This window comes from Pseudomonas sp. P97.38, from assembly GCF_001269745.1.
Taxonomy (GTDB): domain Bacteria; phylum Pseudomonadota; class Gammaproteobacteria; order Pseudomonadales; family Pseudomonadaceae; genus Aquipseudomonas; species Aquipseudomonas chlororaphis_E.
Genome location: NZ_LHVJ01000015.1, coordinates 502,414 through 526,815 on the forward strand (window position 1 = coordinate 502,414; position 24,402 = coordinate 526,815).

Below are 24,402 nucleotides of genomic sequence, written 5' to 3' on the forward strand. Positions count from 1 at the left end.
TCAATCCTGTTCATGGCGCGCCAGGCGTTGGCCCAGCTTCAGGCGCAGGCGCGCGGGCATGGACCCGAGCAGGCGCAACACCAGGGTGAAAATGCCGGGGAAGTTGATCTCCAGCGGCCGTCGCGGCAGACGCTTGGCGATATGCCGTGCGGCGCGCTGCGCCGACCACAGTTGCGGCATGGGGAAATCGTTGCGGCGGGTCAGGGGCGTGTCGACGAAGCCGGGGTTGACCAGGGTGACGTCGATGCCCTCGCGGGCCAGGTCGATACGCTGCGACTCCACCAGATACCGCACGGCCGCCTTGGACGCGCCGTAAGCACCGGCGCGAGGCAAGGCCAGCCAGGTCACCGAACTGCCCATCAACACCAGGTGGGGTCGCTGGCCATTGCGCAGCAAGGGCAGGGCGGCCGCCAGGCAGTGGCTGACCCCCATGAGATTGGTGCGCATCACTCGCTCGACCACGGCGGGGTCGAAATGGCCCGGTTCCAGGTACTCGCAGGTGCCGGCATTGAAGATCGCCATGTCCAGCGCTCCCCAGGCAAGCTGGATCCGGGCGGCGATCCCGGTCACTTGCTCCGGGTCGTCGAGGTCGCCGATGGCCAGCAATACCTGGCCGGGAAACCGCTCCGCCAGAGGTGCGAGGCTATCTGCGCGACGACCGCCCAATGCCACCTGATGGCCTTGCTCCAGCAGGTGTTGCGCGAGCGCGGCCCCGATGCCGCTGCTGGCGCCGGTCAGCCAGCAACGGCTCATGCCAGCCGGCCCTTGAGCCAGCGGATGGCGCCGCCCATGACCGGGATGTGTTCATAGAGCAGGGCGCCGGCGTCGAAATAATCCTGGTGGAAATGGACCCGGTCGCTCCACTGCAAATGACTGCAGCCTTGCAGGGTGATCTGCTCGCCGCGGGCCAGGCGTGGATGACGGAAATGCAGGGTCCAGCGCAGGTAACCTTGCCCAGGCTGGACTTCGTCGGCGCTGGTGAAGGCATAGCGGATGTCGTGGGCGTTGGCGTACAGCTCGGTGAAGTAGGCCCGCAGGTCCTTCAGGCCCTGGATCTGATGCAGGGGATCGCGGAAGATGATGTCTTCGCTGTACAGCTTTTCCAGTGCATCGAGGTTGTCTCCCGTGAGACGGGCAAAGTCCTCGGCGAATTGCTGCAGGTAGGCTGACATACGGCACTCCAGGCAATCCTGTACAAAAAAGAAATGTTGTACAGGTATGGCTGAAGCGTACGGTTAAATCTGTACAAGTCAATCCTCTTGTACAGTTTTTTGTTTCAACGATCGAGCTCGGCAAGTTGCCGACGCAGTTCCGCGACGTCTGCTTGCAGCGCGCGAACCTGCTCTTCGGCGGCAATCTGCGCCGTGACGTCGCGTTGGATGCCGATGTAGTACGTCAACTGGTCCGCCTCGTTGTGCACGGGCGTGATAGACAATTCGTTCCAGAACAGACTGCCGTCCTTGCGATAGTTGCGCAGGACCTGACGGCAGGGCCGGCCCTGGCTGATCGCCTCGCGGATAGCGGCGATGCCCGCCTGATCATGATCCTGGCGCTGGAGAAAGCGGCAGTCTTGGTAGAGGATGTCGTCGGCGCTGTAGCCGGTGAGGCGTTCGAAGGCCGGGTTGGTATAGATGAGGATGCTGTCGTTGCCCTCCTGCTCGGCGACGACGATGCCATCGTTGGAGTTTTCGACCATCAATTGCAGCAGCTTTGCGTCGATCATTGGGCCCACCCACGAAATAATGCAGCGGTCTGCGTAGCGCACCTGTGCGAAGCGTCGGTGCGGTTTGCCACATGATGACCTACGGATGCTCGCCGCAGAAAGACTGTATGGGTTTAGAATGTGCCACCTTTCGGATAAACCCCTCGTATGACTGAAGCCACCCCACCCGATTTGCTGCCCATGCGTGACGTGGTCAGCCTGACCGGCATCAATCCGGTGACATTGCGTGCCTGGGAACGACGCCATGGGTTGATCCGCCCGCAACGCACCGACGGTGGTCATCGGTTGTACACGGTCGAGGATGTACAGCGCATACGCGACATCCTGCGCTGGACGGCCGGTGGCCTGCCCATCAGCAAGGTCGGCGAACTGCTCGAAGGCCAGCACGAGGTGGTCCCGCCCGAGGACAACGCGCTTGACGATTGGCGTGCCGCCGTCGTGCACGCCACCAAGGCCTTCGATGCCCGGGCGCTGGAAGACCTCTATCACCGGTTGTTCACGCTATTGCCCAAGGCTGTGGTACTGCGCAAGGTGTTGATGCCGGTCTGGCAAGACCTGGCGGCGGGCAGTGCGTTGGGGGCGTGCAGCCAATGGCTGTTTCTCGACACGTTCCTGCGCAATCGCCTGATGCTGCGCCTGCAGAGGGATCAGGCGGATGCGCCGCGCGTACTGCTGGCTGGTACCGAAGGGCATGCCGAACTGCAGTTGCTGTGCGCCGCCGTGCTGCTGGGCGGCAAGCAGCAACGCATCGATGTGCTCGGTTGCGGGCAACCCTTGCAAGAGCTTGCCCTGGTGTGCGCGGCCATCCAGCCGGCGGCGCTGGTGATTGCGTTGCAGGCGCCGGTCAACCCCCTCCTGGCCACGCGCCTGCGTTCGTTACAGATGGACATCGCTTGCCCACTAGCCCTGACGGGGGTGGGGCTGGCTGGCTCGCAAGCCGCCCTGCAAGGCATTCCGCTGCGCCTGTTGAACGAGCAGGACGCCGATGTCGAGGGCGTGCTCAACGCCTTGATCAAAGGCTCCCTGGATCTGTGACCGCTTGTTTGCACGATTGCATGCAGGCATTGAGGCCATCCAAGTGATGGCCTTTTGATTTCGGGTGGATCCCGCTAGAATCCGCACCCCTCTTCGTGAGCGGCAACTAGAACATTACGCAAGGAAGTTGATATGCAATTTGCAAAAGCCATAGGTCTTGTCCTGGCCTTGAGCCTCACTGGCTGCGCCAGCTTCACCAAGGATGAAGTCGCCCCAGTGAACCTGCCTTCGATGGCCGGTTATTCGAACAAGCCGAACGTCTATGTCGACTTCGATTTCTATCAGGGCGAACCTGACAGTGCCAAGGCCACCGAAGTGCCGCAGGCCCGCGACATGCTCAAGCCCGAACTGAAACGTACCATCGATGAATCGGGGCTGTTTGGCCGCGTGGTTTTCGACGAATTCCAGAAGCAACCCGGTGACTACAGCCTGCGCCTGAAGGTCTACAACCACGCGCCAGGCGGCGGTCAGTTGGTCTTGGCGTTCATCAGTGGTTTCTCGCTCGGGATTATTCCTGCACTGGCAACGGACCAGTACACCATGAGCCTGGAAACCGTGGATGAGCGTGGCCAGCCACTGGGCAAGGCCAACAACCATGACGCGATCAACACCTGGATGGGCATCTGGTTCCTGCCACTGGCAGGCAATACCCCCAAGGCAGCCGTCACTGACACCTTCAACCGCCAGGTCAATGCGCTGTTGAAGAACTGGGTCGACAACAACCGCACGAAATACTCCGCTGTCGACACCCGCATTCCACGGGGCTGACACCGCTGAAAAAAAAGAGCCGCGATTGCGGCTCTTTTTTTTGCTTACTTCAACGCTTGAGTGAATTGCGGGTCGCTGTACAAGTTTTTGAGCAGGTCCTGCACCATCGGGTTGTAGTTGTTCGCGGCCGCCGGGATGGCGATCGGGCCGAAGAAACTGCTGTCCCATTCACGCTGCACGTCCTTGGTGGCTTCGTAGAGAACCTGGTCGCCCTTGCGCAGCGTGAAGCGTGCGGACAACTCGCCATGACCGCTACCCATGCCTGCCGTGAGCTGGTTCTTGACCAACCGGACTTGCAACTGACGGTCAGCGCGTGGGTCCAGCAGACCCGCCTGGCGCAGTTCGTCGTTGATCGCTGCCTGGATGTGCAGCGGAACGCTACCGGCAGGCGAAGAGATCGGGTTCATGCGCACCATCAGCGACCCTTGGCCGGAATCGGCATCGACCTGGGCTTCACGCACGGGCTGCATGGGCTCCTGTTGCTTGAGCTGTTGAACGTTCTGGAAGTTGGGTTCGTAGCGGGTCATGGTCACACCGCAGCCTTGAAGCAGCAGGGCGCAGAACGGTAGAGCCAGGTAGAGCTTCTTCACAGCAAATCCTTATGTGCTTTTTTTAAAGAGGCGTGATTATCGACAGATAGCCATGAGCCATCAAGGATTAGACGTGTGCCGTGCCGATGACGAATGCCTGCCGCGCCATTGCAGCTTGCAGCAGATGAGCAAGGACCGCTGCCTGTTGCCAGCGGTCCTCGGTTGCCAGAGGGCGTGTTATTGCGCTGCTTTCTCGATCAGGTTGGCCACCACCTTCGGGTTGGAAACCATCACCACGTGGGAGGCGCCTTTCACCACGACCGTCTGTTTGGAATGTGCACGCTCTGCCATGAACGCCATGGCTTGAGGCGGGATGTTCTTGTCCTTGTCGCCGTACACGAACCAGGATGGAATGGTTTTCCAGGCCGGGTCGGTCGCGGCTTCGTTGAGCGCGGCGACGGTGACCGGACGCTGACCGGCAGCCATCAGGCGTGCTTCGGCCTCAGGTACATCGGCGGCGAACTGGTCGTGGAACTTGTCCTGCTGGATGTACAGATCCTTGCCGCCGTCGGCCAGCTCCACCGGGGCCGCCAAGGCCGAAGCCAGGGTGCCGCCCGGGAACCGTCCAGACAATTGCGCCGCCGTCTCGCCCGTCTCGGGCGTGAACGCTGCCACGTACACCAGGCCCTTCACGTTGGGGTTGCCGTACGCCGCTTCACTGATCACCGAGCCGCCGTAGGAGTGGCCGACCAGGACCACCGGCGTCTTGATGTTCTTGACGATGCTCGCTACGGCCTGGGCATCACTGCTGACGCCCCGCAAAGGGTTCGCCGCCGCAATGACCGGATAGCCGTCCTTTTCCAGAATTTTCACCACGCCGTTCCAGCTCGAAGAGTCGGCGAAAGCGCCATGCACCAGCACGACAGTGGGTTTGACGTCGGCCGCGTTTGCAAGACCGGCAGCTGCGAAAGCGGTGGCGAGGGCCAGGCCAGAAAGAAGCTTTTTCATGAGTCACTACCTTTAAAAAGAAGAAGCGGGTGGTTGCCTGTTGTGGCGGTGTGCACGTTCGGGAAGGCCCCTGACGTCAGACCGAGACGTGAAGGCGCACATCGACATTGCCGCGGGTGGCGTTGGAGTACGGGCAGACCTGGTGGGCCGCGTCGACCAGCGCCTGGGCATCGGCTTGATCAAGGCCCGGCAGGCTGATGTGCAGGTCGATGTCGAGGCCGAAACCGCCGGGGATCTGGCCGATGCCGACGTGGGCGGTGATCGAGGCGTCGTCCGGGATCTTGCGCTTGCCCTGGCTGGCGACGAATTTCAGCGCGCCGATGAAGCAGGCCGAGTAACCGGCGGCGAACAGTTGTTCAGGGTTGGTCGCCGCACCGCCGGCGCCGCCGAGTTCCTTGGGTGTGGTCAGCTTCACGTCGAGGATGCCGTCGTTCGAAACAGCGCGGCCATCACGGCCACCAGTGGCGGTTGCTACTGCGGTGTAGAGTGCTTTCATGATGTTTCTCCTGAGAGTAGATGCGGACGGTGCTGGCTATGTTTTAGCGCTTTAAATGTTTGTGCGCTAAGAAGTTGAATTAAAATTAGCGCATTGAAATTTAGCGCGCAAGTTAATTTTTAGAAATACATTGAAGTTTCCATTAACACATTGTTTTTCAAGGGAATATTTTTTAAGGCACGAAAACGTCTGTGCCGTCCTTGAGACGACAGCGATGGCTTGGCTTCTGAACCGTTATCGATCGGTCAACGTGTTGATTTTCGCTGACGCCTCGAAGGCAGAGGTCGCGCTGTTCTTCAGATCACCGCTTATTGGCCACGGCTAACGAACGTTGCGATGCAGCATCAGACGCGCACTTTCGTGAAGGCCGCGCGTCAGTTCCTGCAAGCGCAGGAACTCTTCAGGGTGTTGCGCGGCCACGTCTTCACGGGGTGTTGGCGAGGCCAGGTCATGCAGGGTGGGTGAGCTGCCGTCGTGTTGCATCTGCAGCAGGAAGTGTTGGGTCACGCCGCCGATGATCGGGAAGGTGCCTTCGCGCAACACCAGCGGCACCACGCGTTCGCCTTCGGGGGCGGGTTGCTGGATGTCCCGGCCCATGGCGCCGTTGGTGAAGGGGATGCCCGCCAGGCCCGCCACGGTGGGCAACAGGTCGGCCAGGCCGACGGCCTCCTCGATCACGCGGGGCGCGAGGCCTGGGGCGTGGATCAGCAACGGTACGTTGTTGCTTTCCAGGCCCAGTTGTTCGAAGGCGGGCGCCATGTGCGGGATCTGGCTGATGCGTGTGTTGTGGTCGCCAAAGAACACAAAGATGCTGTTGTCGTAGTAGCCGCCGGCCTTGGCGATCTCCATCAGGCGGCCGATGTTGTAGTCCAGCAGGCGCACCGCGTTGTATTGCTCGACGCTGCGCGAACCGGCGGCCTGGGCTTGTTCCAGCGTCACGTCACTCACCCGGAAGCCGTCGTTGTGCTTGGGGATGGTGAAGGGGCGATGGTTGCCGGAGGTTTGCAGGTAAGCGAAGAACGGCTGGTCCTTGGGGACGGCGCGCAGCCGTTCGTCACTCTCTTTGAACAGGTCTAGGTCGGAAATGCCCCACACATCCACCCGTGGCGATCGCCAGTCGCTCTCTTCAAACAGTTGCACATCGTCGATGCTCTGGCGGATCAGTGCATTGATATTGGCCCAACCGGCGTTGCCGCCGATCATGTAGAACTTCCGATAGCCCTCGAACGCGTTGATCAGTGTGTGCTGGCGGGTGATCAGCGGGTTACGCGTGGCCGTCTCCTGGCGGGTGACGTCGGGTACACCCGTGATGCTGGCCCAGACGGTCTTGGCGGTGCCCGTGACCGGCACGTAGAAATGCTTGAAGAACCAGCTCTGCGTGGCGAGTTTGTCCAGGTTCGGCGTGGGATTGAGTGGGTTGCCGTAGGCACCGACGGCGCTGGTGCCGAGGGACTCGAGCATCACAAAGATCACGTTCGGCGGGCGCTCGCCGGCCAGCCGATAGGGCTGTACGCCTTGATGGCGCTTGAAGTCCAACTGCCGGGCATCCGGCCGATCCACCCCCAGGTACTTGGCGATTTGCGGATAATGCTGGCGCACCAGGGCTTCATCGAACTGCGATTGGCCAGTTTTCAGGGTGTCGTACAGAAACAGCACCGGGTTCAGCCCCACGGCGGCCACTTGGCTGTTGCCGGAAAAAAATGCATCGCTCCAGCGCAGAGGCACCGGGTTTTCCAGGTTGAGGTTGGCGACGCGGCCGAGCAGTGCCAGCAACACGGCGACCACGCCCATCACCGAGACGGATGCCAGCGCCCATCGGTTGAGGGAGGTGGGCGCGCGGTCCAAGGTCAAGCGCTCCAGGCGGACCAACGCCCACACCCACGCCGCCACCGCTGCCAGCCAGCCGGCGGTGATCCATAGCACCGGGTAGGTTTCCCACACCATCTGTTGTGAAATCTGCGCGTCTTGCAGGTAACGCAGTACCGTCGCATTGATGCGTACGCCCAGGTAGGCGTAATGACCGAAGTCGATGATGTACACCAGGCCGATCATCGCCAAGGCCACAGCCAGATACGCGCGCGCCAGCCAGCGCAGGGCCGGGAGGGTGGTAAGGTTCCAGCGCGGCAGCCACGCCAGCACGGCCAGCGGCAGCAGGAGCAGCACGGCCAGGCGCAGGTCGAAACGCAGGCCGATGCCCAGGGTTTCCAGCAGCGCCGGGGCGGTCAAGTCCAGACCTGAAAAACCCAGCAGAAACGCCAGCCGCAGCGCCGCCAGCAATGCAAATACCAGCCCGATCGCGCCCACGCCGTAGCGCAAGCGGCGTGATTGCAACGCGCTCATCATTGACCTCTGTGCCATTTCAAAAGGGGACGCCAGGCGATGCCGATCAACAACCCTGCACCGGCGATCAGGCAGTAGCCGGCCAGCAATGGGTCCACCAGATAATCCCAATAGTTTTCCGAGGCCTTGAGCCGCAAGGCGAACGCCAACGTGCCGATCGCCAACATCCCCACCGCCAACGCATGCCTCAGCCACAGCATCAGCAGCGTCGCCGCCGCCACCAGCACGATCATCGGTCGAGGGTTGAAGCCCCAGCGGTAGGGGTCGAAATAGGTCAGGCCCAGCGTGGCGGGGTAGAGCACCAGGCTCAACAGGCCGAACAGCAGCCACATTTGCACCTGGTGCCGTCGAGCGAGCGGCGGCACCACGCCCAGGCGATTGAGCACGACCCACGCCAGCAGCACCAGCGTGCTGATGGCCAAGTCATCGGTAAAACTGCGCACGTACGCCGCCAACGGCAGCTCATTGACCTGCACAAAACTCACCGCCGCCAGCATGGGCAACAGCCATGGCCGCCAGGGTGCGGTGAACCGGAGCGTGCTTAACAACACAAACCCCAGCAGCACGAAACTCAAGTGGGCCTGCCACAGAGAAACCATCACAGACGCTCCGCCAGCCAGGCTTCGTTGAAGCTGACATGTTTGATAAACGTGTTATTCCACGAGTACACCAGGTGATACATGCCGTCCGGGCTGCGGCTGAAGTACGGGTACTCGTATTCGAAATCGCAGCCTTGGGGCTTGCATACGCGGTAGTCGAGGTTACTGAGGAAGCGTTGCGCCAGCGGTAACCGTTTCGCACCGCTGGAGGCGCGAAAGCCTTCGCCAATGATTGCTTTATAGGCTTCGGGGGAAAACGGCTGACCGAGCGGGTCGGGCGACTGATCCAGTTCCACCACGGTGCGCCACTGACTGAGCTGGGCGTCGGTGCTGTAGAGGCTGAGTTTGAAGCGGCCGTCCTGCAGGTCGTTCAGGGCCACCAGCAAACCGTCATCCGCGGTGCCCACCGCCGCCAGCGACGAGTTGGGATTGGCGGGCTCCAGTGGGTACGGCGGGCTCCAGGTTTGCCCGGCGTCCTCGGTGCGGCTGGCCAGCACGCGGTGATGGGTGTCGCCGGCATAGCGCAACATCGCCACGGCGCGCTGGCCGTCCAGCGGCACGATGGTCGGTTGCAGGGCGTTCTTGCCACGGCTGATGCGGAACTTGTCGATCACGGCGCCATCCGCGCTCAGGTACAGGTACTCGGCAAACTTGCCCATGAACTCGTGGTACACCGGCAGGCCGATGGAGCCGTCGGCGTGGAACACCGGGGCGGCACGCACCAGGGTGCTGATGTTGAAGAACGGCGAGGTCACCAATTGCCGGGGCGCTGTCCAGCTGGCACCGAGGTCATCGGAGACCATCACGTTGATCGCACTGGTGGCCCAGCCGCCTACCGAGACCGATACGTAGAACATCCACAGGCGATTATCCGGCGCCAGGGCAATCACCGGGTTGCCGAGCTTGCGGATGTGACGTTGGGTGCCGTCGCGGGTGCTTTCCCGCGTGGCCAGTACCTGTTCGGCGCCCCATTCGCCGCTGCGGGCATCAAAGCGGGCGGTGCGCACCTGCACATCGGCGGCGCCTTCGCGCGAACCGGCGAACCACACGGCCATCAGGTCGCCGCCGGGCAGGGCCGTGACCGACGAGGAATGCACGAAATCCGTGAGCTGGGTGGACACGAATCGGCTGCTGTACTGCGTCGGTGCATCGACGTTTGCGGTGTTCGAAGCGACCTGGGCAAACGGCGCCAACACATGGGGCGGATGGCTTTGCCAGGCCGCGAAGAACACTCCCAGCAAGAGGCCAATCAATAAGGTGGAGCGCATAGGGAACCCGTGGCAAGAGAAATTACTACCCACGTTCATCCGGCAGGCGCTTCCTGCGACCGGTGAGCATGGATAACGGCAGGTTGTCCCGCACCAGGACACTTTCAAACAGCGCCGCCAGCACGTGGATACACACCAGGGCCAGCAGCCCATTGGCGGCCGTTTCATGGACCTGGAGCGGCCAATCGGCGCCCCACAAGGCGTCGACTTCCTGCATCAGGAAACCGCTGACGCCGATCAGCAGCAACGCCAGCAACATCGACAGCATCACCAGCGCGCCAATGGGCGAGTGGCCCAGGCGATGTTGCGGGCGACCGTTGAGCAACGAGCGCACGTGGGCATTGAGTCTTCTGGGGGTAGGCCAGAAGTCCGCCCAACGTGCACTGCGCGGTCCGACAAATCCCCACACGGTTCGTACCAGCAGCCAGGCCATGGCGTAGTAGCCCAGCCAGACATGCCAATCGTCGCCGGCTTCGTTGAAGAAGTAGTTGGCGACAAAGACCCCGGCAATGGAGGCATGGAACAGCCTCACCAAGGGGTCCCACAAGCGCAGGGATTCGCCGGGCATCAGCCTTTGATCTCCGTCTTCACCGCCTTGCCGGTGACCGGGTCGTGGTAGATTTCGACCTTGCGCTTGTCCTTGTCGAAACCGTAGATCTCGTAGCAGTTGCCGTCAGTGACCTTGAATTTGCTGATGGTGTAGCCGTCAGCCTTGAGTTTGTCCTGGAAGGCTTTTTCGTCTTGCCATTGCGAGCGCTCGGCGGTGGTGCATTGCGGGCCGGCGAAGGCCAGAGGGCTGGCGATGATCAGGGACAGCAGGAGAATTTTGCGCATGGAAAAGCTCTCAGCAGATGTGGGAGATCTCACAATGCAAAACCAACCTTAGGACAATCTTAGTTTGCAACGAGCCGTAACATCTTTGCCGAAATAACCCCGACCAGAACCCGGCATGATGCCGCCGGTTCCTCCAGAGACTTTTGCCATGCGCCTATTGCTTGTCGAAGATGACCGTGCCCTCGGCCAAGGGATTCGCGTGGCCTTGGGGGCCGAAGGCTACACCCTGGACTGGTTGCAGGATGGCGCCGCTGCCTTGCACGCCCTGCGCAGCGAAAGCTTCGATTTGCTGTTGCTCGACCTCGGCCTGCCACGGCTCGACGGGATTGACCTGCTGCAACAACTGCGCGCCGGACAGCATGACTTGCCGGTGCTGATCCTCACCGCTCGGGACGGCACCGCCGAGCGCATCGCCGGCCTCGACGCCGGTGCCGACGACTACCTGGTCAAACCTTTCGACGTGGAGGAACTCAAGGCCCGCGTCCGTGCCCTGTTGCGCCGCAGCCAGGGCCGCGCGCAACCGATGCTCGAACACGCCGGTGTCAGCCTCGATCCGGCCACCCAGCAGGTGCGCTACCAGGACGCCGACATCATCGTCACCCCCATGGAGTACCAATTGTTGCACCAATTGATGGTGCGCCCCGGCAAAGTGGTGACCCGCGAGCGCTTGTCCCGCGCGCTGTACGGCTGGCAGGAACGGGTGGAGAGCAACACGCTGGAAGTGTTGATCCACAACCTGCGTAGAAAGCTGTCCACCGAGCTGATCCGCACCGTGCGCGGTGTTGGCTATGTGCTGGCGCTCAAACCATGAATTCCGTACGTGCGCGCATCCTCGTTCCGGTGCTGGTGCTGATCCTGCTCGGAGACGCCTTGATCAGTTGGCTGGTGCTGCGCGACAGCCACCACGAAATCGAGGAGGTCTACGACGCCCAACTGGCCCAAAGCGCGCGCCTGCTGCAAGGCGTGCTGCGCCAGCGCGACCCCGGCGAAGCGGATTGGGACCGCTTGTACCAGGCCTTCGACCAGGCCATGAGCCGCGTGGGCGAGGAGGGCGTGGCCCATCCTTATGAAACCCGGTTGACCTTCCAGGTCTGGAGCAGCGAAGGTGAGCTGCTGGTGCGTTCCGCGCAAGCCCCTGTGCTCGCGGCGCCCCCGACGACCCTGGGCTCCCACGATCTGCTGCTCAATGGCAACGACTGGTGCGCCTTCCTCCTGGCCGACCCGCAACAGGGCCTGCTGATCTGGGTGGGCGAGCGCGATGACATCCGCCAGGACCTGATCCAGCGCATCGTGCGCCACACCCTCTGGCCCACCCTGATTGGCGTGCCGCTGCTGACCGTGCTGATCTGGCTGGTCATCGGCTGGGGGCTCAAGCCCCTGCGCGCCATGGCCCGCTCCATCCGCGGACGTACGGCCGAAACCTTGCAGCCACTTCATCTGAAACCACTGCCCAGCGACCTGGAACCCATGCAAACCGCGCTCAACCGGTTGCTGGTGCAAGTGGACGAGTTGCTCGAACGCGAACGCCGCTTCATCGCCGATGCCGCCCATGAATTGCGCACGCCCCTGGCGATCCTGCGCATCCATGCCCAGAACGCCCAGAACGCCGACACGCCTGAACAGCGGTACGAGGCGCTGGACTTCCTGGTAAACGGTGTAGACCGCGCCACGCGCATCGGCAGCCAACTGCTGACCATGGCCCGCATCGAGCCACAACTGAAGAATCCCAAGCGCAGCCATGTGCAACTGACCGAACTGGTGCGCGAAGAACTGGCCGAACTGACGCCGCTGGCCATGGAAAAAGACGTGGAGCTGGTGCTGGAAGGCAACGAGGAATGCTGGGTAGAGAGCGAGCCCGTGGCGTTGGCCATCGCACTGCAGAACCTGGTGACCAACGCACTCAACTTTTCCCCGCCCGGCAGCGAAGTGAAGGTGCTGATCGGCGCCCATTGCCTGAGCGTGGAGGACCAGGGGCCGGGGATCGATGAAGAGGAAATGGGCCGATTGTTCGAGCGCTTCTACAGCCGGGGCAATGCCAAGGGCGCCGGGTTGGGGCTGTCGATTGTAGAGATGATCGCCACCAAGATTGGTTGCGACTTAAGGCTCTACAACAAGCCTGGAGGCGGTTTATGCGCGGAGCTGACCTTGAATCGGGTCGCCCCTCGGGTGGATGGGCCAGTGAGGGTTGCGCGTTCGGAAGCGATGGATGAACCGGTCGGCTGAAACCCGTGTCTGCTGTTCACACGGGCATTCTTCGAGCATCGGGCTCGTTCAGATCAATAAGTTCTCATAAAACGCACCAGACGGACGCTCAGGATGGGCCGATTGGATTTCCAGGATCCACAGGCCGGTATTGGGGGATTGCGCCAGGTTCCCGATTTCGCTCCCTTGCAGGGTTGCAGCGGCCTTCGCTGAAACCGTGAGTCACTTGGCCGCCAGATGCTTTCAGGGTTAAAGTCAACTTCAAGGTCAATGGGTGTCTGGAGCGGCTATGAGGATTGGCGAACTGGCGAAAATCAGCGGGTTGGCGCCTTCGCGCATCCGCTTCTACGAGGCGAGCGGCCTGATCCGGTCGGTGGAGCGCAAGGCCAACGGTTATCGTGACTATGCGCCTGAGACCGAGTGGATCCTGCAGATCATCACGGGGGCACAAGCGGCGGGGTTTTCATTGGAGCAGATCCGGCAATTGATGCCGGTGGACGCCAATGGCTGGCAGGAGGACGAGCTGCTTGGCGGGCTCAGGCAAAAAGTCGAGGAAATCGAAATCCTGCAGCAGCGACTGGCCCAGAACAAGGCCCAACTGCTGCTGGTCATCAAGGGCATCGAGGGCAAGCCCGAGGGCGTGGCGTGTGCCGATAACGCGCAATTGTTGTTGCACCGCCTGCGTGAAGAAGGGGCGAGGGCAGCCCCAGCCCGTCAGGATGGGGTGACGTCCAAGGGGAAAAAAGCACGCAGGGTTTGAAGCTGAAAAAAACTGTTGACCTTAAAGTTGACTTCAATCTTAAGGTGGCTGCCTCCCCCCGCTGAGGACTGCCCCATGAGTTTGTTCGACCCCCTGATCCTTCCCAACGGCTCGACCATCCAGAACCGAATCGCCAAAGCCGCCATGGAAGAGAACATGGCAGACGCCGACCAGGCGCCCTCCGAAGCCCTGATGCGGCTGTATCAGGCATGGGCCGATGGCGGAGCCGGCCTGATCATCACCGGCAACGTCATGGTCGACGGCCGTGCCATGACCGGTCCGGGGGGCGTGGTGTTGCAGGATGACCAGCATCTGGACAAGTTCCAGCGCTGGGCACGTGTCGGTCGATCCGGCGGTGCGCAATTCTGGTTGCAGATCAACCACCCAGGTCGCCAGATGCAGGCCAACCTCGGGCAAAAGGCCTGGGCACCGTCTGCTGTGCCGCTGGACCTGGGCTCTATGTCCAAGCTTTTCTCCACGCCTCACGCCATGACCCCGGCGGTGATTGAAGAGGTCATCCAGCGCTTTACCCGCAGCGCGCGCCTTGGCGAGCAGGCCGGTTTCACCGGGGTGCAGATCCACGCTGCCCATGGTTACTTGTTGAGCCAGTTCCTTTCACCGCTGACCAACCAGAGGACGGACGAGTGGGGCGGCTCCCTGGAAAACCGCGCGCGCCTGTTGCTCGACATCGTCAAGGCCGTCCGGGCGGTGGTGTCCGCGGATTTTGCGGTGGCGGTCAAACTGAATTCTGCTGACTTCCAGCGCGGAGGGTTCACGGCCGACGACGCCAGGAAGGTCGTCGAGTGGCTCAACGATCTGGGGGTGGACCTGGTGGAGCTGTCGGGCGGCAGTTACGAAGCTCCCGCCATGCAGGGTGATGCGCGCGATGGGCGTACCCTGGCGCGTGAGGCCTATTTCGTCGAGTTTGCCCGCGACATCCAGACCGTCGCCAGGATGCCCGTGATGGTCACCGGCGGTGTGCGCCGACGCCCGGTGGCCGAGCGCGTCGTGGCCAGTGGGGTGGACATGGTGGGCATCGGGACGGCGCTGGCCATCGACCCGGGCCTGCCTCGTGATTGGCGACAGGGTAAGGACAGCGCCCCTCAACTGCCGCCGATCACCTGGAAGAACAAAGCCTTCGCGGCCCTGGCCAACATGGCGGTGGTCAAGTTCCAACTGAGTAAACTCAGCCGCGACAAGCAGCCCGACCCGACGGTGTCGCCATTGCGTGCGCTGATCTTGCAGCAGCTCGCGGTGCTCTGGCGCACTCGGCAATATCGGCGTTGGGTGCAGAAGCGTCTGGTGTGAGGTGTCGGGGCTTTTCGTGGCCGCTGGCGATTGTGCCGGTGTCTTCCTGGAGGCCCTGAACCGGATTTCCCGATCCGCCTGGATGACACGCCGTTGCACGCCTTCGAACGTTCAGTCCATCAAGTCCGCAGCCAGTTCGTCCTCTGCGCCAAATGTCTCCATGAGAGACTTCCACAGGCCGGTAGATTGAGACGGTTCAACGATCCCCAACTTGTTGCGGATGGCCTCGAAGGTGTCCATGGTCATGTCGTCGCCCGAATAATGCTTCTTGAGTCCACGGTTCAGTTGTCGCCGCATATCCGTCGAGACTTCGGTGTACTCATTGAAGTCTGGCTTGGTAGCCCGTCTCGCGTCCATGGTTCTTGAGTAGATGGTGTCGCCGTTCAACATGACCCTGAACCAGATGGATTCGGCCAGGTGTTTCCAGCCGTATGCCAGTTTCGCTTCGACTTTCAACGTCATTTTCTCCATCCGGTAGTCATGCAGCACGGTTTCGAGAATCAGTTGTTCGGAATTTTGGAACGCGGTTGCAGCGACGATGTTGCCCGCAACGTCTTGGCCAAGCAGCCCATGACCTACCAAGTGGCACCACTCGTACCAAATGGCTGAATGCCCCTTGTTGAGGGTGAACCTCCCGCCCTTGCGGGCGTACTGCGTGGCGGATAGTTCCTCGCCTACTTCTTCCAATGTTGCCGCTTTCATCTTTTTGGTGTGTATGCGTTTACCGACGAAGCCATGCATCAGATCGTGTATCTGCGGTTGTTTCTTGCCCTCATAGGGCACGAACCAAGCCCATGAGCCTTGCAGTAGCATGAAGTTCATCAGCCCATGATTGACGGCTCGAAACCTGCGTTTGGCGATTTTCCCGGATGAGGCATTCTTGTCATTGGAAAAGCGTCCGTAGGTCGGGGCACCGCCTTTCCTGGGGATGACGCGCACGATCGAGCGGTCATTTTCCAGCAAGATTTCTTCGAGCGGATTGATGGGCGAGCCATCGCTGAGCGCCCTGGTTCCGAACCTTTCCTGCACGGCCCAGCGATTACCTTTCAAGTCTCGAACGTAGAAGGTATCGTTTCGGCAATAGACTGAGTATTCGTTGGGCATTTTGAACCTCTTCTACTTTCCGGCAGCGCTACGCTTGTCACCGACCTACCCGCAATTGTTCCGATGTCCACAGCCATGATGAGGCTAGCAGACGATACCGTCCTTTTCTAACGGCCTTGGTTATTGAATCAGCACCTCAATCGACAAGTGGAACAAACTAACGTCGTGGTAGTCTTCAAGTGTGCCCCCTGGCTTGGCAGGGTGGCGGCCCGCAATGCTGGAGTCTTTTTTCCATAGGAGGTTTCGAGTGCCCTGGAAGTCAAACCTTGTAGTGCTTGCCCTGTCTGCCGTTGCCTTTTCGGCGCAGGCCCAATCCGATAATCAAGTGGTCGAGGACATGGTGACTCGCTCGGCCAATGTCTGCCCTGGCCACAGCACCGAGCGCACCACGCCCACGGTGAAGGTGGTGCCTGTCGGCGCGTTGCGGGTGATGCTCGATCGCGGCTTGGTCATGTGTCCCGATCGGCGTCTGGATGCCGATGCGCCAGCGGTGTTCTACGGCAGGGTCGGCGTATTCGAATGGAACCCCGAAGTGCCTGCAAGCTCGCAAGTGATCGCCAAGCAGATCGACGCCATGACCCGCAAGGACGAGTACCCCTCGGAGACCTTGGTTTGGGACGCAACGGGGACGCCCCTCCAGCAGCGTACGGTGCCGGCTTTCGAACCCAAGCCAGGGGCTGCTGTGCTGTATCGGATACGCTAAACGCTCTGCATCCACACGCCTGCGCGGCGAACCTTTCCAGAGAGAGGCAGAGTCGGCATGGTGCAGCACCCTCTCGGCTTCCCGGGGACGATTCAGGGCCTGGTTTCAGCCGCGAGTCCATGGCCGGCTGAACCTGGATGTCCCGAGGCGAAAAGTCTCGTGTCGGGCTAGCCTGGGGAAGGCCATGCACATAAGGAAATGGACCTCACCATGACAGACCGCGAACGGCTCCACCTGGATGGCTATGTCCTGCTGCGCCGGGCGATCCCGGCCGAATGGCTGGCAGGCCTGCGCGTCGTGTTCGATGCGGGTGTCAGGCCCTCGGATCAATGGCCGACGCCGCGTGGCTGGGACTGGCGACATTCGCTGCTGGAGGGTGATGCGCAGATTCAGGCGGTGTGCCGCTTGCCGCCGTTGCTGGCAGCGGTGGGCGAAGTGATCGGCGAACGGTTCTTCCTGGCCCAAGTGGAAGGGCGCGAGCCTCTGGCGGGCGGCGGCCACCAGCAGTTGCACCGCGACCTGTCGGCCCAGCGTCCCGGCGACACGGCCGTCGCCCTGGCGTTCTTCGACGACTATGGCCCCGAGAACGGTGCGACACGCCTCGTGCCCGGCAGCCATCGCCCCGACCCGCAAGCCCCCACCTTCGATTTCACTGATGAGTCCCGCTCCGTCCAACTGTCGGGTTGCGCCGGTGACATTCTGGTTTTTGACGCCGAACTGGTTCACGCCGCCAGCCTGAATGTGAACGGTGCGCGTCGTCGCTCCATCCTGATCGGGTACTTTTCAGAGCAGCTCTATGCCTCGCACCTGGAGACCGCCGCGCTGCGCAGCATCCAGATGGACACGAGCGAGCGATTCGAACCTTCCGGGGTTGCCTTGGGCCCGCTGTAGCACGACTTCTGCCCAACGCGGCGGGAAGGCTGTCCGGCCGCTCGGCTCATGGCTCGAATTCCGCTTGCAACATCGCCAGGAATGCTTCCCTGGCAGGGTGCGGGCCGGCGTTTTCATGCCAATAGAACAGGTTGTCGATGCCCGTCAGTTCGGCGAACTCATACCCGCTCCAGCCGGCGCCCTGGCGGTATTGTTCATAGATCCCGCGCGGCACCAGCGAGACGCCGGCACCCGCACTGACACACCCGACGATGGCGCCATAGCTGGCGATGCTGACGATGGGTTGCACTTGACCGTGACGCAGCAGCCATTGCTCCAGCGCCAGGCGATAAGGGCAGCCCGAAGGCCACATGAAGATCGCCTTGCCTCGAAGGTCTGCGGCGCTGCGCAACGGTCCGTGGGATTCGGACGCGATCAGCACCAGGTCTTCGCGGTACGTCACCACCCGTTTGAGCCCAGGCCGCTCGATGTCGACGGCGACGATCACGCCGTCGAGGCGGTGACGCTGACTGTCGTCCAGCAGTTGGGACCAGGTTCCGGTGCTCAGTTCCAGGGACACTTGCGGGTATCGGGCGTGGTATTTCGCCAGCAGTTGCGGCAGGCGCCCGCTGGCGCTGGACTCAATGGCGCCAATGCGCAGCGGCCCGCTCGGCGTACTGTCAGGCCCAACCGCGTGGCGCGCCTGTTCCGTCAGGTTCAGGATTTTTTTCGCATAGTCCAGGAACACTTCGCCCGCCGGGCTGATCCGCAGGCCGCGACCTTCACGAAAAAACAACGCGGTGCCCAGTTCCCGCTCCAGCGACTTGAGGCGTGCAGTGATGTTGGACGGTACGCAGTGCAGCACTTCGGCCGCACGGGCAATGCTGCCGGTGTCGCAGACCGTCTTGAGCATGCGCAGTTGGGACAGTTCCATAGCTCACCCAAAGTGAATGATGGATTGAGTTTAAGTCACTTGTGCTGAGGTGGGAGAGGTTTCGATACTCCCAGGCAAACGGCCTTGTGCAGGAACTCAGGATGCAAACCCGTGGCATGTCGTTCGAAGGCGCCAAGAGCCTGCGCAAACCGAACGTGAAGGTTCTTCTGGCGACGCTGTTCGTGATTGTCTGCTGGGCCTATTCACCGATTGGTATCCACATTGGCTTGCAGGCCTACACGCCCGGTCAACTGGCGTTGATGCGGTTCCTCATCGCTTCGCTGTTCATGGCCCTCGTGGCGACGGTGAAGGGGATTGCCCGGCCGCGGCTCAGGGATTTTCCGCTGCTGGCGGTGTTGGGTTTTCTGGCCGTGAGTCTGCACCACATTGCTCTCAATTACGGACAGCGCGGTGTCAGTGCCGGTGCGGCCAGCGTACTGGCTCAATCCACGCCGCTGTTCAGCACGTTGCTGGCGCAATGGGTCTTCAAGGAACGCGTCTGTGGTTGGCGCTGGGGCTGCGTGTTGTGCGGGCTATTGGGCGCCGTCGTGGTGGTCGCGGGGGATCATGGCTGGGGAGCGATGGACGCCCATGGGCTGTTGATCCTGTTGGCGGCGCTGTCCTGGAGCTTGTATTTCTCTTTGCAAAAACGCCACGCCCATCGTTACGACGGATTGACCATGGTGTGCTACACCCTGTGGTCAGGCACCCTGCTGTTGTTCGTGTTTGCACCGGGCCTGGCGGGTGCGGCGCGCCAGGCCTCGGTATCGGAGAACCTGGCGGTGCTGACCCTCGGCGTTTTCCCCAGCGCGCTGGCCTATCTCGCCTGGGCCTATGTGCTGGCGCACAGCAACGTGAGTCGAGCAACAATGGCGCTTTACCTGATACCGCCCACCGCGATGTCGATGGCCGCCCTGGTGCTGGCCGAGCGTCCCTCGATAATGGTCATGACAGGAACCGTTATCGTGTTGGTGAGTGTGCTTGCGTTGAATTTCGAGCCGAAAACGAAGAAGTCTCCGACAGCTTTTTAGGGTTGGCCCTCGGAAGTGCTCCCCTTACGATCTGACTCTGCCAGGACGCCCCTTGGGGCATCCGATGCCCAGTCTCAATCGTGAGGACAGTTCGATGCCTGAAACCGTATTCGCCAAGACCGACGAACGGAGTTACCGCGCTTGCGACATTTGGCGTTACCATGACGACAAATGTCGCAAGGAGGTCAGTGTCATGTCCCTAGCCAAGCAAGCAGACGCTTCAGCCGTCAAAACCACGGCGAGGGCGAAGAAGGCCAGCAGGAAGCCTACCGAAGTGTTGTTACAGGGCCGCAAGGGGGATGAGCGCTTGTTGATCATCCGCTACGCGCAGGAGGGTTTTTACCTGAGCGACGTCAAGGAGATGCTGTCCACGTCCACGTTGTACCTGGAGCATGATCTGGTTCAGCGCATTACCGGCAAGTCCGTCAGGACCATCCAGCGCCTGGCGAAGGAGACCCAGCCCATTCGCCTGAACCCGCAGCAGAGCACGGTGGCTTTCCAGTACGCCCAGGTCCTGGAACAGGCCATCAATGTCTTTGGCAGCCAGTCGTTGGCGGAGGACTGGTTGAGAAAGCCCTGCAAGTACCTGGACGGCCACGTGCCACTGGAACTGATCGACAACGCGCTGGGCTTCCAGGTGGTGGAGGATTACCTGACCCGGATCGAACACGGGGTTTACCAGTGAATCCTTTGCCCTGGGAGGGGCGATGGCACGCTTGGCGCCTTGATCGCGAGGTCTACAAGCAAACCTGGGACAGCGGCATTGGTGCGCAACGAAGCGGTGGCCGGTGGAACCCGCCCGGACGACGGGTCATCTACGCTTCGGCTGACCCGGCCACGGCCATTCTGGAGGTGGCGGCGCACCTGGGGTTCGATGCGCTGGACACGGTGCCCCACCTGCTGACCTGCTTCGAGGTGCTGGATGCGGCGCTCATCAAAGTGGTCCAGGCTGAAGACGTGCCCAATCCGAACTGGCTGGCTCCGGCTCGCCCCTCGCCCAATCAGCAGCAGTTCGCCGACGCGTTGCTGGCGCAGCACCCCTTCGTGCTGATTCCTTCGGCGGTGACCCGGCATTCCTGGAACCTGCTGGTGAGCTGCGACCTGGCGGCGGATCAGTTCAGGCTGGTCTCGCAGGAGCGGTTCGGCCTGGATACTCGTTTGGTCAAGTGAGCACCGGCCCTGTTCGATGAGTGTGGACGGTGGGTCCTTGCTCATTTTTTGAGTGGATAATCCTTACCCCACAACCGCACGGTGGTCATCGCTTCGTTCATGCCTTCGAACACGAACTTCTGCCGCATGGCGGTTTTCGGCGGGATGGTGACTTCGTCCGGGTTGTCCAGGCCAGTGAGCTTGTTGGCGTAACCGGCCTGGTCGATGGCCAGCAGCACACCGGTCTGGCCGAGGTTGATCAGGCGCAGCTGGGTGTCGGTGCTGTTCTTGAAACCGAGGGTGATGGTGTAGATGTCTTCGCTGGATTCCAGTTTCAGCACTTCCACCTGGATACGGTCCTTCATCTGTTCGCCAGAGGAAATGATCGCCGCGCCGTCAGTGCCCTGGACCGATTCGCGACCATCGAGCACGCCTTCGCTGACACCGCCCAACAGGTTCTTTCCCGCCGTGATGAACGTCGAGACGGCGGACTTGGTGGAGTCCTTGATGACGCTGTCCGTCGACTCGCCTTCGGCCAGGCACAGCGAGCAGAACAAAAGGCTGGAGACGAGGAGGGTGGCGCGTGACGGTGGAAGGGTCATACCTGGGTCCTTGAGGTGGTCTGCAACGCCCGTGAGCAGGGCGAAAGGCATGATAGCCGCGACAGGTGCGGCTAGCGATCCACGTCCTTGAGTTTTTCCGACATTTTGACCAGGGTTGCCAACGAATCCGCATTCATCTTGCGCATCAGGGCGCCGCGGCGCACTTTCACGGTGACTTCGCTCACCCCCAGGCGGGCGGCCACCTGTTTGTTCAAGAGGCCCGATACCACCCACGCCATGACCTCGCGTTCTCCGTCGGTCAGGGTGTCGTGGCGGCGCTTCAATTCGTCCAGGGCCGCCGCGGCCTGGCGTCGTTGCTGGTCACGGTCCAGCCCCTGGGTGATCGCGTCGAGCAGGTCCTGCTCACGAAAGGGCTTGGTCAGGAACTCCAGCGCTCCAGCCTTCATGGCTTTGACCGACATCGGGATGTCGCCGTGGGCGGTGATGAAGATCACCGGGACCAGGATGTTCAAACGGGCCATGCCCTGCTGGAAATCCAGCCCGCTCACGCCCGGCATGCGCACGTCGAGGATCAGGCAGGCCGGTGCGTCCGGCAACCGGGCTTGCATGAACTCGCGGGCCGAGCCGAAGGCCATGCTTGCCAGGCCCACCGAGGCCAGCAGGTCTTGCAGCGAGGCACGTACCGAGCTGTCGTCGTCGACGATGTAGACCATCGGTTCGGCGGTGTCGTGGGCGTCAGTTCTGCTCATCGGGCTCCCGTGTCACGGCAGGCAGGGTGAAATGAAAGGTCGCGCCCGATTGCGGGTTGCTGGCGACCCAGATCCGTCCGTCATGGGCCTCGATGATGGAGCGACTGATGGCCAGGCCCATTCCCATGCCGTCCGGCTTGGTGCTGTAGAAAGCATCGAACACCCGTTCGTGGTCGTTGCCGGCGAGGCCCTTGCCCTGGTCGGACACGGAAAAATGCAGCTGTCCCGCTTCCAGCCCGGCACGGACGTCGAGGGTCCGGCGATCGTCGTCATCGACCTGGCGCAGGGCGTCGATGGCGTTCATTGCCAGGTTCAGGAGCACTTGCTGGATCTGCACCTCGTCCACCAGCATCGGCGGCAGTCTTTCCTGGATCTGCACACGCAAGTGGATGTTCTGCTCGTTCAACTCGCCGGCCAACAACCGCAGCGCGGCGTTCACCGTGTCGGCCACGTTCAACCACTGCTTGGTCGGCGCCTGGTGACGGGCCATGCCGCGCAGCCGGGCGATGATGTCACTGGCCCGATGGGTGTCGGCGAGGATGCGTTCCACCGCCTGTCGGGCCTTGGGCAGGTTGGGCGGGTCATTGGCCATCCAGCGCAGGCACGCGCTGCTGCTGTTGGCGACGGCGGCCAATGGCTGGTTCACTTCGTGGGCGATGGAGGCCGCCAGTTCGCCGAGCATGTTCACGCGGGCAATGTGCGCCAGGTGCGCTCGGGTCCGGTGCACGGTGCCGATGGCGGCCGACAGGCGCAGCGCCAGGTAGGTCGTGCCGGCGATGGCGGCGAGGCTGATCAGCACGTTGATCAGGCCGGCTTCCGAGTCACCGAAGCGGGTGTACCGGTAGCTTAAGATCGTCAGCACCATGCAAGCGACCGACACGCCTGCCACCGCCCGAGCCGGCAGGAGCCTCACGGCGATCAGCACCACCACGATCTGGAACACGCCCACCGCGATTTCCAGGTCGGTGACGGTGTCTATCGCGGCGATGCCGAGCGCCAGGCCCAGCAACAGCAGCAAGCGAAGCGTCAGCTGGGTTCTTCTCATTAACGGTTCATCCCACGGTTGTGGCGGCTGCCAAGGCTTCAGTGACGCAGTGTATACCGCCGAAATCGCTTCAGGAGGGATTGTCCAGGCTGAACTGGTCGGCCACTTCATCGTAGGCGAACAGCTCCGCGTAGCGTCCCCATTGGGTGACACAGTCCAGGGTGTGGGCGGCGTCGTGCTCGGACATGAAGTCCTCCAACTGGTCGCGAAAACGCCTGGCCGGTGCGGTACGGGTGGGCCGGTCATCCAGCACCCGGCGCACGTGCCCCGCCAGCGGGACATACCGAAGCAGGTGCTGGGCGAACAATTGCTTGCGCTCATCGACGGCCGAGTCCGCATAGCGTTGCCCGGCCGGCAGCAGGGTGATGTGGCCGTCGTGCATGTCGGCGAAGCGCATCAGTTGCAGCACCTCGGCCACCGGGAAAAGATCGCTGGCGCTGTAGCGCAACGCCCCGGCCAATTCACGCAAATCCGCCTGGCCGTCGTAGGGGTGATCCTGGACCGCCTCCATCAACCCGGCCAACGCGTTGGTGGAAATCGACGGCAGTACCATGCCTACGCCACTGCCGGCAAACACGTCCCGGCGCGCGGAACCTGCCGTGCCGCCGCCGGCCATTTGCACATAGATGTGCTCGACCAGCGCCTGGAAGGCCGGGTCGCTGCGGTTGCGTGGTTGGCTGAGGTCCACGTTGATGTGCGTCATCACTCGCCCCGGGTTGGAGGAAAAGATCAGGATCCGATCACACATCAGCACCGCTTCTTCGATGTTGTGGGTGACCATCAGTATCGACTTGATCGGCATGCGCTTTTCTCGCCACAGGTCCAGCAGGTCGGTGCGCAGGGTCTCGGCCGTCAGCACGTCCAGTGCGGAAAACGGCTCGTCCATCAACAGCACATCCGGCGCCACCACCAATGCACGCGCCAGGCCGACGCGCTGGCGCATACCGCCTGACAGCTCCTTCGGGAAAGCGCTTTCGAACCCGTCGAGGCCAATCAGGTCGATGGCGGCCAGGGCTCGGCGCCGTCGCTCAGGGGCCGCCACGTGCAAGGCTTCGAGGCCGATCTCGACGTTTTGCAACACCGTCAGCCAGGGGAACAAGGCAAAGCTCTGGAACACCATGCGCACCGAGCTCGCATCCCCTTGCGCATCCGCCGGGAAGTCGACCACACCCGCGGTGGGGGTAATCAACCCGGCGATGGCGCGCAGCAAGGTCGACTTCCCGGACCCTGAGCGCCCCAGCAGGCCGACGATCTCCCCTTCGTCCAGACGCAGGCAGACGTCGTCCAGCACCAGTCGCTCGGCACTGCCTGCCGTACCGTAGACGTGCCCCAGTTGCCGCACATCGACGAGGCAACGTTTGTCGATCACATGCATCGCTCTCT

Annotated in this window: 28 protein-coding genes and 1 pseudogene; 11 read left to right on the forward strand and 18 right to left on the reverse strand. The window is 62.1% G+C overall.

Annotated elements, in window-relative coordinates:
* The 3 genes from AD664_RS12485 to AD664_RS12495 form a co-directional block, all read right to left on the reverse strand.
* On the reverse strand, positions 1-753 hold the full coding sequence (locus AD664_RS12485) for an SDR family oxidoreductase (RefSeq protein ID WP_053146906.1): 753 nt from the start codon (positions 751-753) through the stop codon (positions 1-3).
* Entirely contained in the window at positions 750-1,172 is a 423-nt protein-coding gene (locus tag AD664_RS12490) for a nuclear transport factor 2 family protein (RefSeq protein WP_053146908.1), read from the reverse strand. The genes AD664_RS12485 and AD664_RS12490 overlap by 4 nt, the downstream gene beginning before the upstream one ends.
* 104 nt (positions 1,173-1,276) lie before the next feature.
* The gene (locus AD664_RS12495) at positions 1,277-1,723 is read right to left on the reverse strand and encodes a PAS domain S-box protein (RefSeq protein WP_053146910.1); all 447 of its coding nucleotides are present in this window, start codon (positions 1,721-1,723) and stop codon (positions 1,277-1,279) included.
* A 147-nt stretch (positions 1,724-1,870) separates the two neighbouring features.
* Between AD664_RS12495 and AD664_RS12500 the strand changes: the two genes are divergently transcribed.
* Together AD664_RS12500 and AD664_RS12505 are read left to right on the forward strand one after the other, a co-directional pair.
* Complete coding sequence (locus AD664_RS12500; protein WP_053146912.1) at positions 1,871-2,758, forward strand: MerR family transcriptional regulator; 888 nt, start codon at positions 1,871-1,873, stop codon at positions 2,756-2,758.
* Between the two features lie 132 nt (positions 2,759-2,890).
* Positions 2,891-3,526 carry a hypothetical protein gene (locus AD664_RS12505; RefSeq protein WP_047735632.1) on the forward strand — a complete coding sequence of 212 codons (636 nt, stop codon included), beginning with the start codon at positions 2,891-2,893 and terminating at the stop codon, positions 3,524-3,526.
* Positions 3,527-3,570: 44 nt separating this feature from the next.
* Here the strand turns inward: AD664_RS12505 and AD664_RS12510 are convergent, their stop codons facing one another.
* The 8 genes from AD664_RS12510 to AD664_RS12545 form a co-directional block, all read right to left on the reverse strand.
* Complete coding sequence (locus AD664_RS12510; protein ID WP_053146914.1) at positions 3,571-4,116, reverse strand: hypothetical protein; 546 nt, start codon at positions 4,114-4,116, stop codon at positions 3,571-3,573.
* Between the two features lie 177 nt (positions 4,117-4,293).
* Entirely contained in the window at positions 4,294-5,064 is a 771-nt protein-coding gene (locus AD664_RS12515) for an alpha/beta fold hydrolase (RefSeq protein ID WP_053146916.1), read from the reverse strand.
* A gap of 76 nt (positions 5,065-5,140) precedes the next feature.
* Positions 5,141-5,560 (reverse strand): organic hydroperoxide resistance protein, encoded by a 420-nt coding sequence (locus AD664_RS12520; protein WP_042728483.1) that lies wholly within the window; start codon positions 5,558-5,560, stop codon positions 5,141-5,143.
* A gap of 321 nt (positions 5,561-5,881) precedes the next feature.
* Positions 5,882-7,900 (reverse strand): LTA synthase family protein, encoded by a 2,019-nt coding sequence (locus AD664_RS12525; RefSeq protein ID WP_053146918.1) that lies wholly within the window; start codon positions 7,898-7,900, stop codon positions 5,882-5,884.
* The gene (locus AD664_RS12530; protein ID WP_053146920.1) at positions 7,900-8,499 is read right to left on the reverse strand and encodes a hypothetical protein; all 600 of its coding nucleotides are present in this window, start codon (positions 8,497-8,499) and stop codon (positions 7,900-7,902) included. The genes AD664_RS12525 and AD664_RS12530 overlap by 1 nt, the downstream gene beginning before the upstream one ends.
* Positions 8,499-9,767: an exo-alpha-sialidase gene (locus AD664_RS12535; RefSeq protein WP_053146922.1), complete on the reverse strand. Its 1,269-nt coding sequence runs from the start codon at positions 9,765-9,767 to the stop codon at positions 8,499-8,501. The genes AD664_RS12530 and AD664_RS12535 overlap by 1 nt, the downstream gene beginning before the upstream one ends.
* Before the next feature lie 25 nt (positions 9,768-9,792).
* On the reverse strand, positions 9,793-10,335 hold the full coding sequence (locus AD664_RS12540; protein ID WP_053146924.1) for a cytochrome b/b6 domain-containing protein: 543 nt from the start codon (positions 10,333-10,335) through the stop codon (positions 9,793-9,795).
* A complete protein-coding gene (locus AD664_RS12545; protein ID WP_042728488.1) occupies positions 10,335-10,601 on the reverse strand; it encodes a PepSY domain-containing protein in 267 nt (88 codons plus the stop codon). Before AD664_RS12545 ends, AD664_RS12540 begins: the two co-directional genes overlap by 1 nt.
* A 148-nt stretch (positions 10,602-10,749) precedes the next feature.
* Between AD664_RS12545 and AD664_RS12550 the strand changes: the two genes are divergently transcribed.
* Entirely contained in the window at positions 10,750-11,412 is a 663-nt protein-coding gene (locus AD664_RS12550; RefSeq protein ID WP_053146926.1) for a response regulator, read from the forward strand.
* Positions 11,409-12,824 carry a sensor histidine kinase gene (locus AD664_RS12555; protein WP_083454187.1) on the forward strand — a complete coding sequence of 472 codons (1,416 nt, stop codon included), beginning with the start codon at positions 11,409-11,411 and terminating at the stop codon, positions 12,822-12,824. Before AD664_RS12550 ends, AD664_RS12555 begins: the two co-directional genes overlap by 4 nt.
* A gap of 48 nt (positions 12,825-12,872) precedes the next feature.
* On the opposite strand, the pseudogene AD664_RS27875 reads toward AD664_RS12555, so the two are convergent.
* Positions 12,873-12,962 (reverse strand): annotated as a pseudogene (locus AD664_RS27875) ((Fe-S)-binding protein); the annotation flags it as partial.
* Positions 12,963-13,092: 130 nt separating this feature from the next.
* Here AD664_RS27875 and AD664_RS12560 point away from each other — a divergent pair.
* Together AD664_RS12560 and AD664_RS12565 are read left to right on the forward strand one after the other, a co-directional pair.
* A complete protein-coding gene (locus AD664_RS12560; RefSeq protein ID WP_053146928.1) occupies positions 13,093-13,563 on the forward strand; it encodes a MerR family transcriptional regulator in 471 nt (156 codons plus the stop codon).
* Between the two features lie 75 nt (positions 13,564-13,638).
* On the forward strand, positions 13,639-14,871 hold the full coding sequence (locus AD664_RS12565; protein ID WP_053146931.1) for an NADH:flavin oxidoreductase/NADH oxidase family protein: 1,233 nt from the start codon (positions 13,639-13,641) through the stop codon (positions 14,869-14,871).
* Between the two features lie 111 nt (positions 14,872-14,982).
* Here the strand turns inward: AD664_RS12565 and AD664_RS12570 are convergent, their stop codons facing one another.
* Positions 14,983-15,975 (reverse strand): hypothetical protein, encoded by a 993-nt coding sequence (locus AD664_RS12570; RefSeq protein WP_053146933.1) that lies wholly within the window; start codon positions 15,973-15,975, stop codon positions 14,983-14,985.
* Positions 15,976-16,222: 247 nt separating this feature from the next.
* On the opposite strand from AD664_RS12570, the gene AD664_RS12575 reads away from it, so the two are divergent.
* Both AD664_RS12575 and AD664_RS12580 read left to right on the forward strand, forming a co-directional pair.
* Positions 16,223-16,678 carry a hypothetical protein gene (locus AD664_RS12575; RefSeq protein WP_053147075.1) on the forward strand — a complete coding sequence of 152 codons (456 nt, stop codon included), beginning with the start codon at positions 16,223-16,225 and terminating at the stop codon, positions 16,676-16,678.
* 210 nt (positions 16,679-16,888) lie between these two features.
* Positions 16,889-17,569 (forward strand): phytanoyl-CoA dioxygenase family protein, encoded by a 681-nt coding sequence (locus tag AD664_RS12580; protein WP_053147077.1) that lies wholly within the window; start codon positions 16,889-16,891, stop codon positions 17,567-17,569.
* Positions 17,570-17,615: 46 nt separating this feature from the next.
* On the opposite strand, the gene AD664_RS12585 is transcribed toward AD664_RS12580, so the two are convergent.
* Positions 17,616-18,482 carry a LysR family transcriptional regulator gene (locus AD664_RS12585; RefSeq protein ID WP_053146935.1) on the reverse strand — a complete coding sequence of 289 codons (867 nt, stop codon included), beginning with the start codon at positions 18,480-18,482 and terminating at the stop codon, positions 17,616-17,618.
* A 101-nt stretch (positions 18,483-18,583) separates the two neighbouring features.
* Between AD664_RS12585 and AD664_RS12590 the strand changes: the two genes are divergently transcribed.
* The 3 genes from AD664_RS12590 (at position 18,584) to AD664_RS12600 (ending at position 20,683) form a co-directional block, all read left to right on the forward strand.
* Positions 18,584-19,513, forward strand: a complete 930-nt coding sequence (locus AD664_RS12590) for a DMT family transporter (protein ID WP_053146937.1) — start codon at positions 18,584-18,586, stop codon at positions 19,511-19,513.
* A gap of 193 nt (positions 19,514-19,706) precedes the next feature.
* Positions 19,707-20,198 carry an antitoxin Xre/MbcA/ParS toxin-binding domain-containing protein gene (locus tag AD664_RS12595; protein ID WP_053147079.1) on the forward strand — a complete coding sequence of 164 codons (492 nt, stop codon included), beginning with the start codon at positions 19,707-19,709 and terminating at the stop codon, positions 20,196-20,198.
* Positions 20,195-20,683 carry an RES family NAD+ phosphorylase gene (locus AD664_RS12600; protein ID WP_053146940.1) on the forward strand — a complete coding sequence of 163 codons (489 nt, stop codon included), beginning with the start codon at positions 20,195-20,197 and terminating at the stop codon, positions 20,681-20,683. Before AD664_RS12595 ends, AD664_RS12600 begins: the two co-directional genes overlap by 4 nt.
* Positions 20,684-20,724: 41 nt before the next feature.
* Here the strand turns inward: AD664_RS12600 and AD664_RS12605 are convergent, their stop codons facing one another.
* The 4 genes from AD664_RS12605 to AD664_RS12620 form a co-directional block, all read right to left on the reverse strand.
* A complete protein-coding gene (locus tag AD664_RS12605) occupies positions 20,725-21,264 on the reverse strand; it encodes a hypothetical protein (protein ID WP_053146942.1) in 540 nt (179 codons plus the stop codon).
* Positions 21,265-21,335: 71 nt separating this feature from the next.
* On the reverse strand, positions 21,336-21,974 hold the full coding sequence (locus AD664_RS12610) for a response regulator transcription factor (protein ID WP_053146944.1): 639 nt from the start codon (positions 21,972-21,974) through the stop codon (positions 21,336-21,338).
* Positions 21,961-23,019, reverse strand: coding sequence for a sensor histidine kinase (locus AD664_RS12615; protein ID WP_053146945.1), 1,059 nt, complete (start codon positions 23,017-23,019; stop codon positions 21,961-21,963). Before AD664_RS12615 ends, AD664_RS12610 begins: the two co-directional genes overlap by 14 nt.
* A 70-nt stretch (positions 23,020-23,089) precedes the next feature.
* Positions 23,090-24,394 carry an AAA-associated domain-containing protein gene (locus tag AD664_RS12620; protein WP_053146947.1) on the reverse strand — a complete coding sequence of 435 codons (1,305 nt, stop codon included), beginning with the start codon at positions 24,392-24,394 and terminating at the stop codon, positions 23,090-23,092.
* Positions 24,395-24,402: the final 8 nt, after the last annotated feature.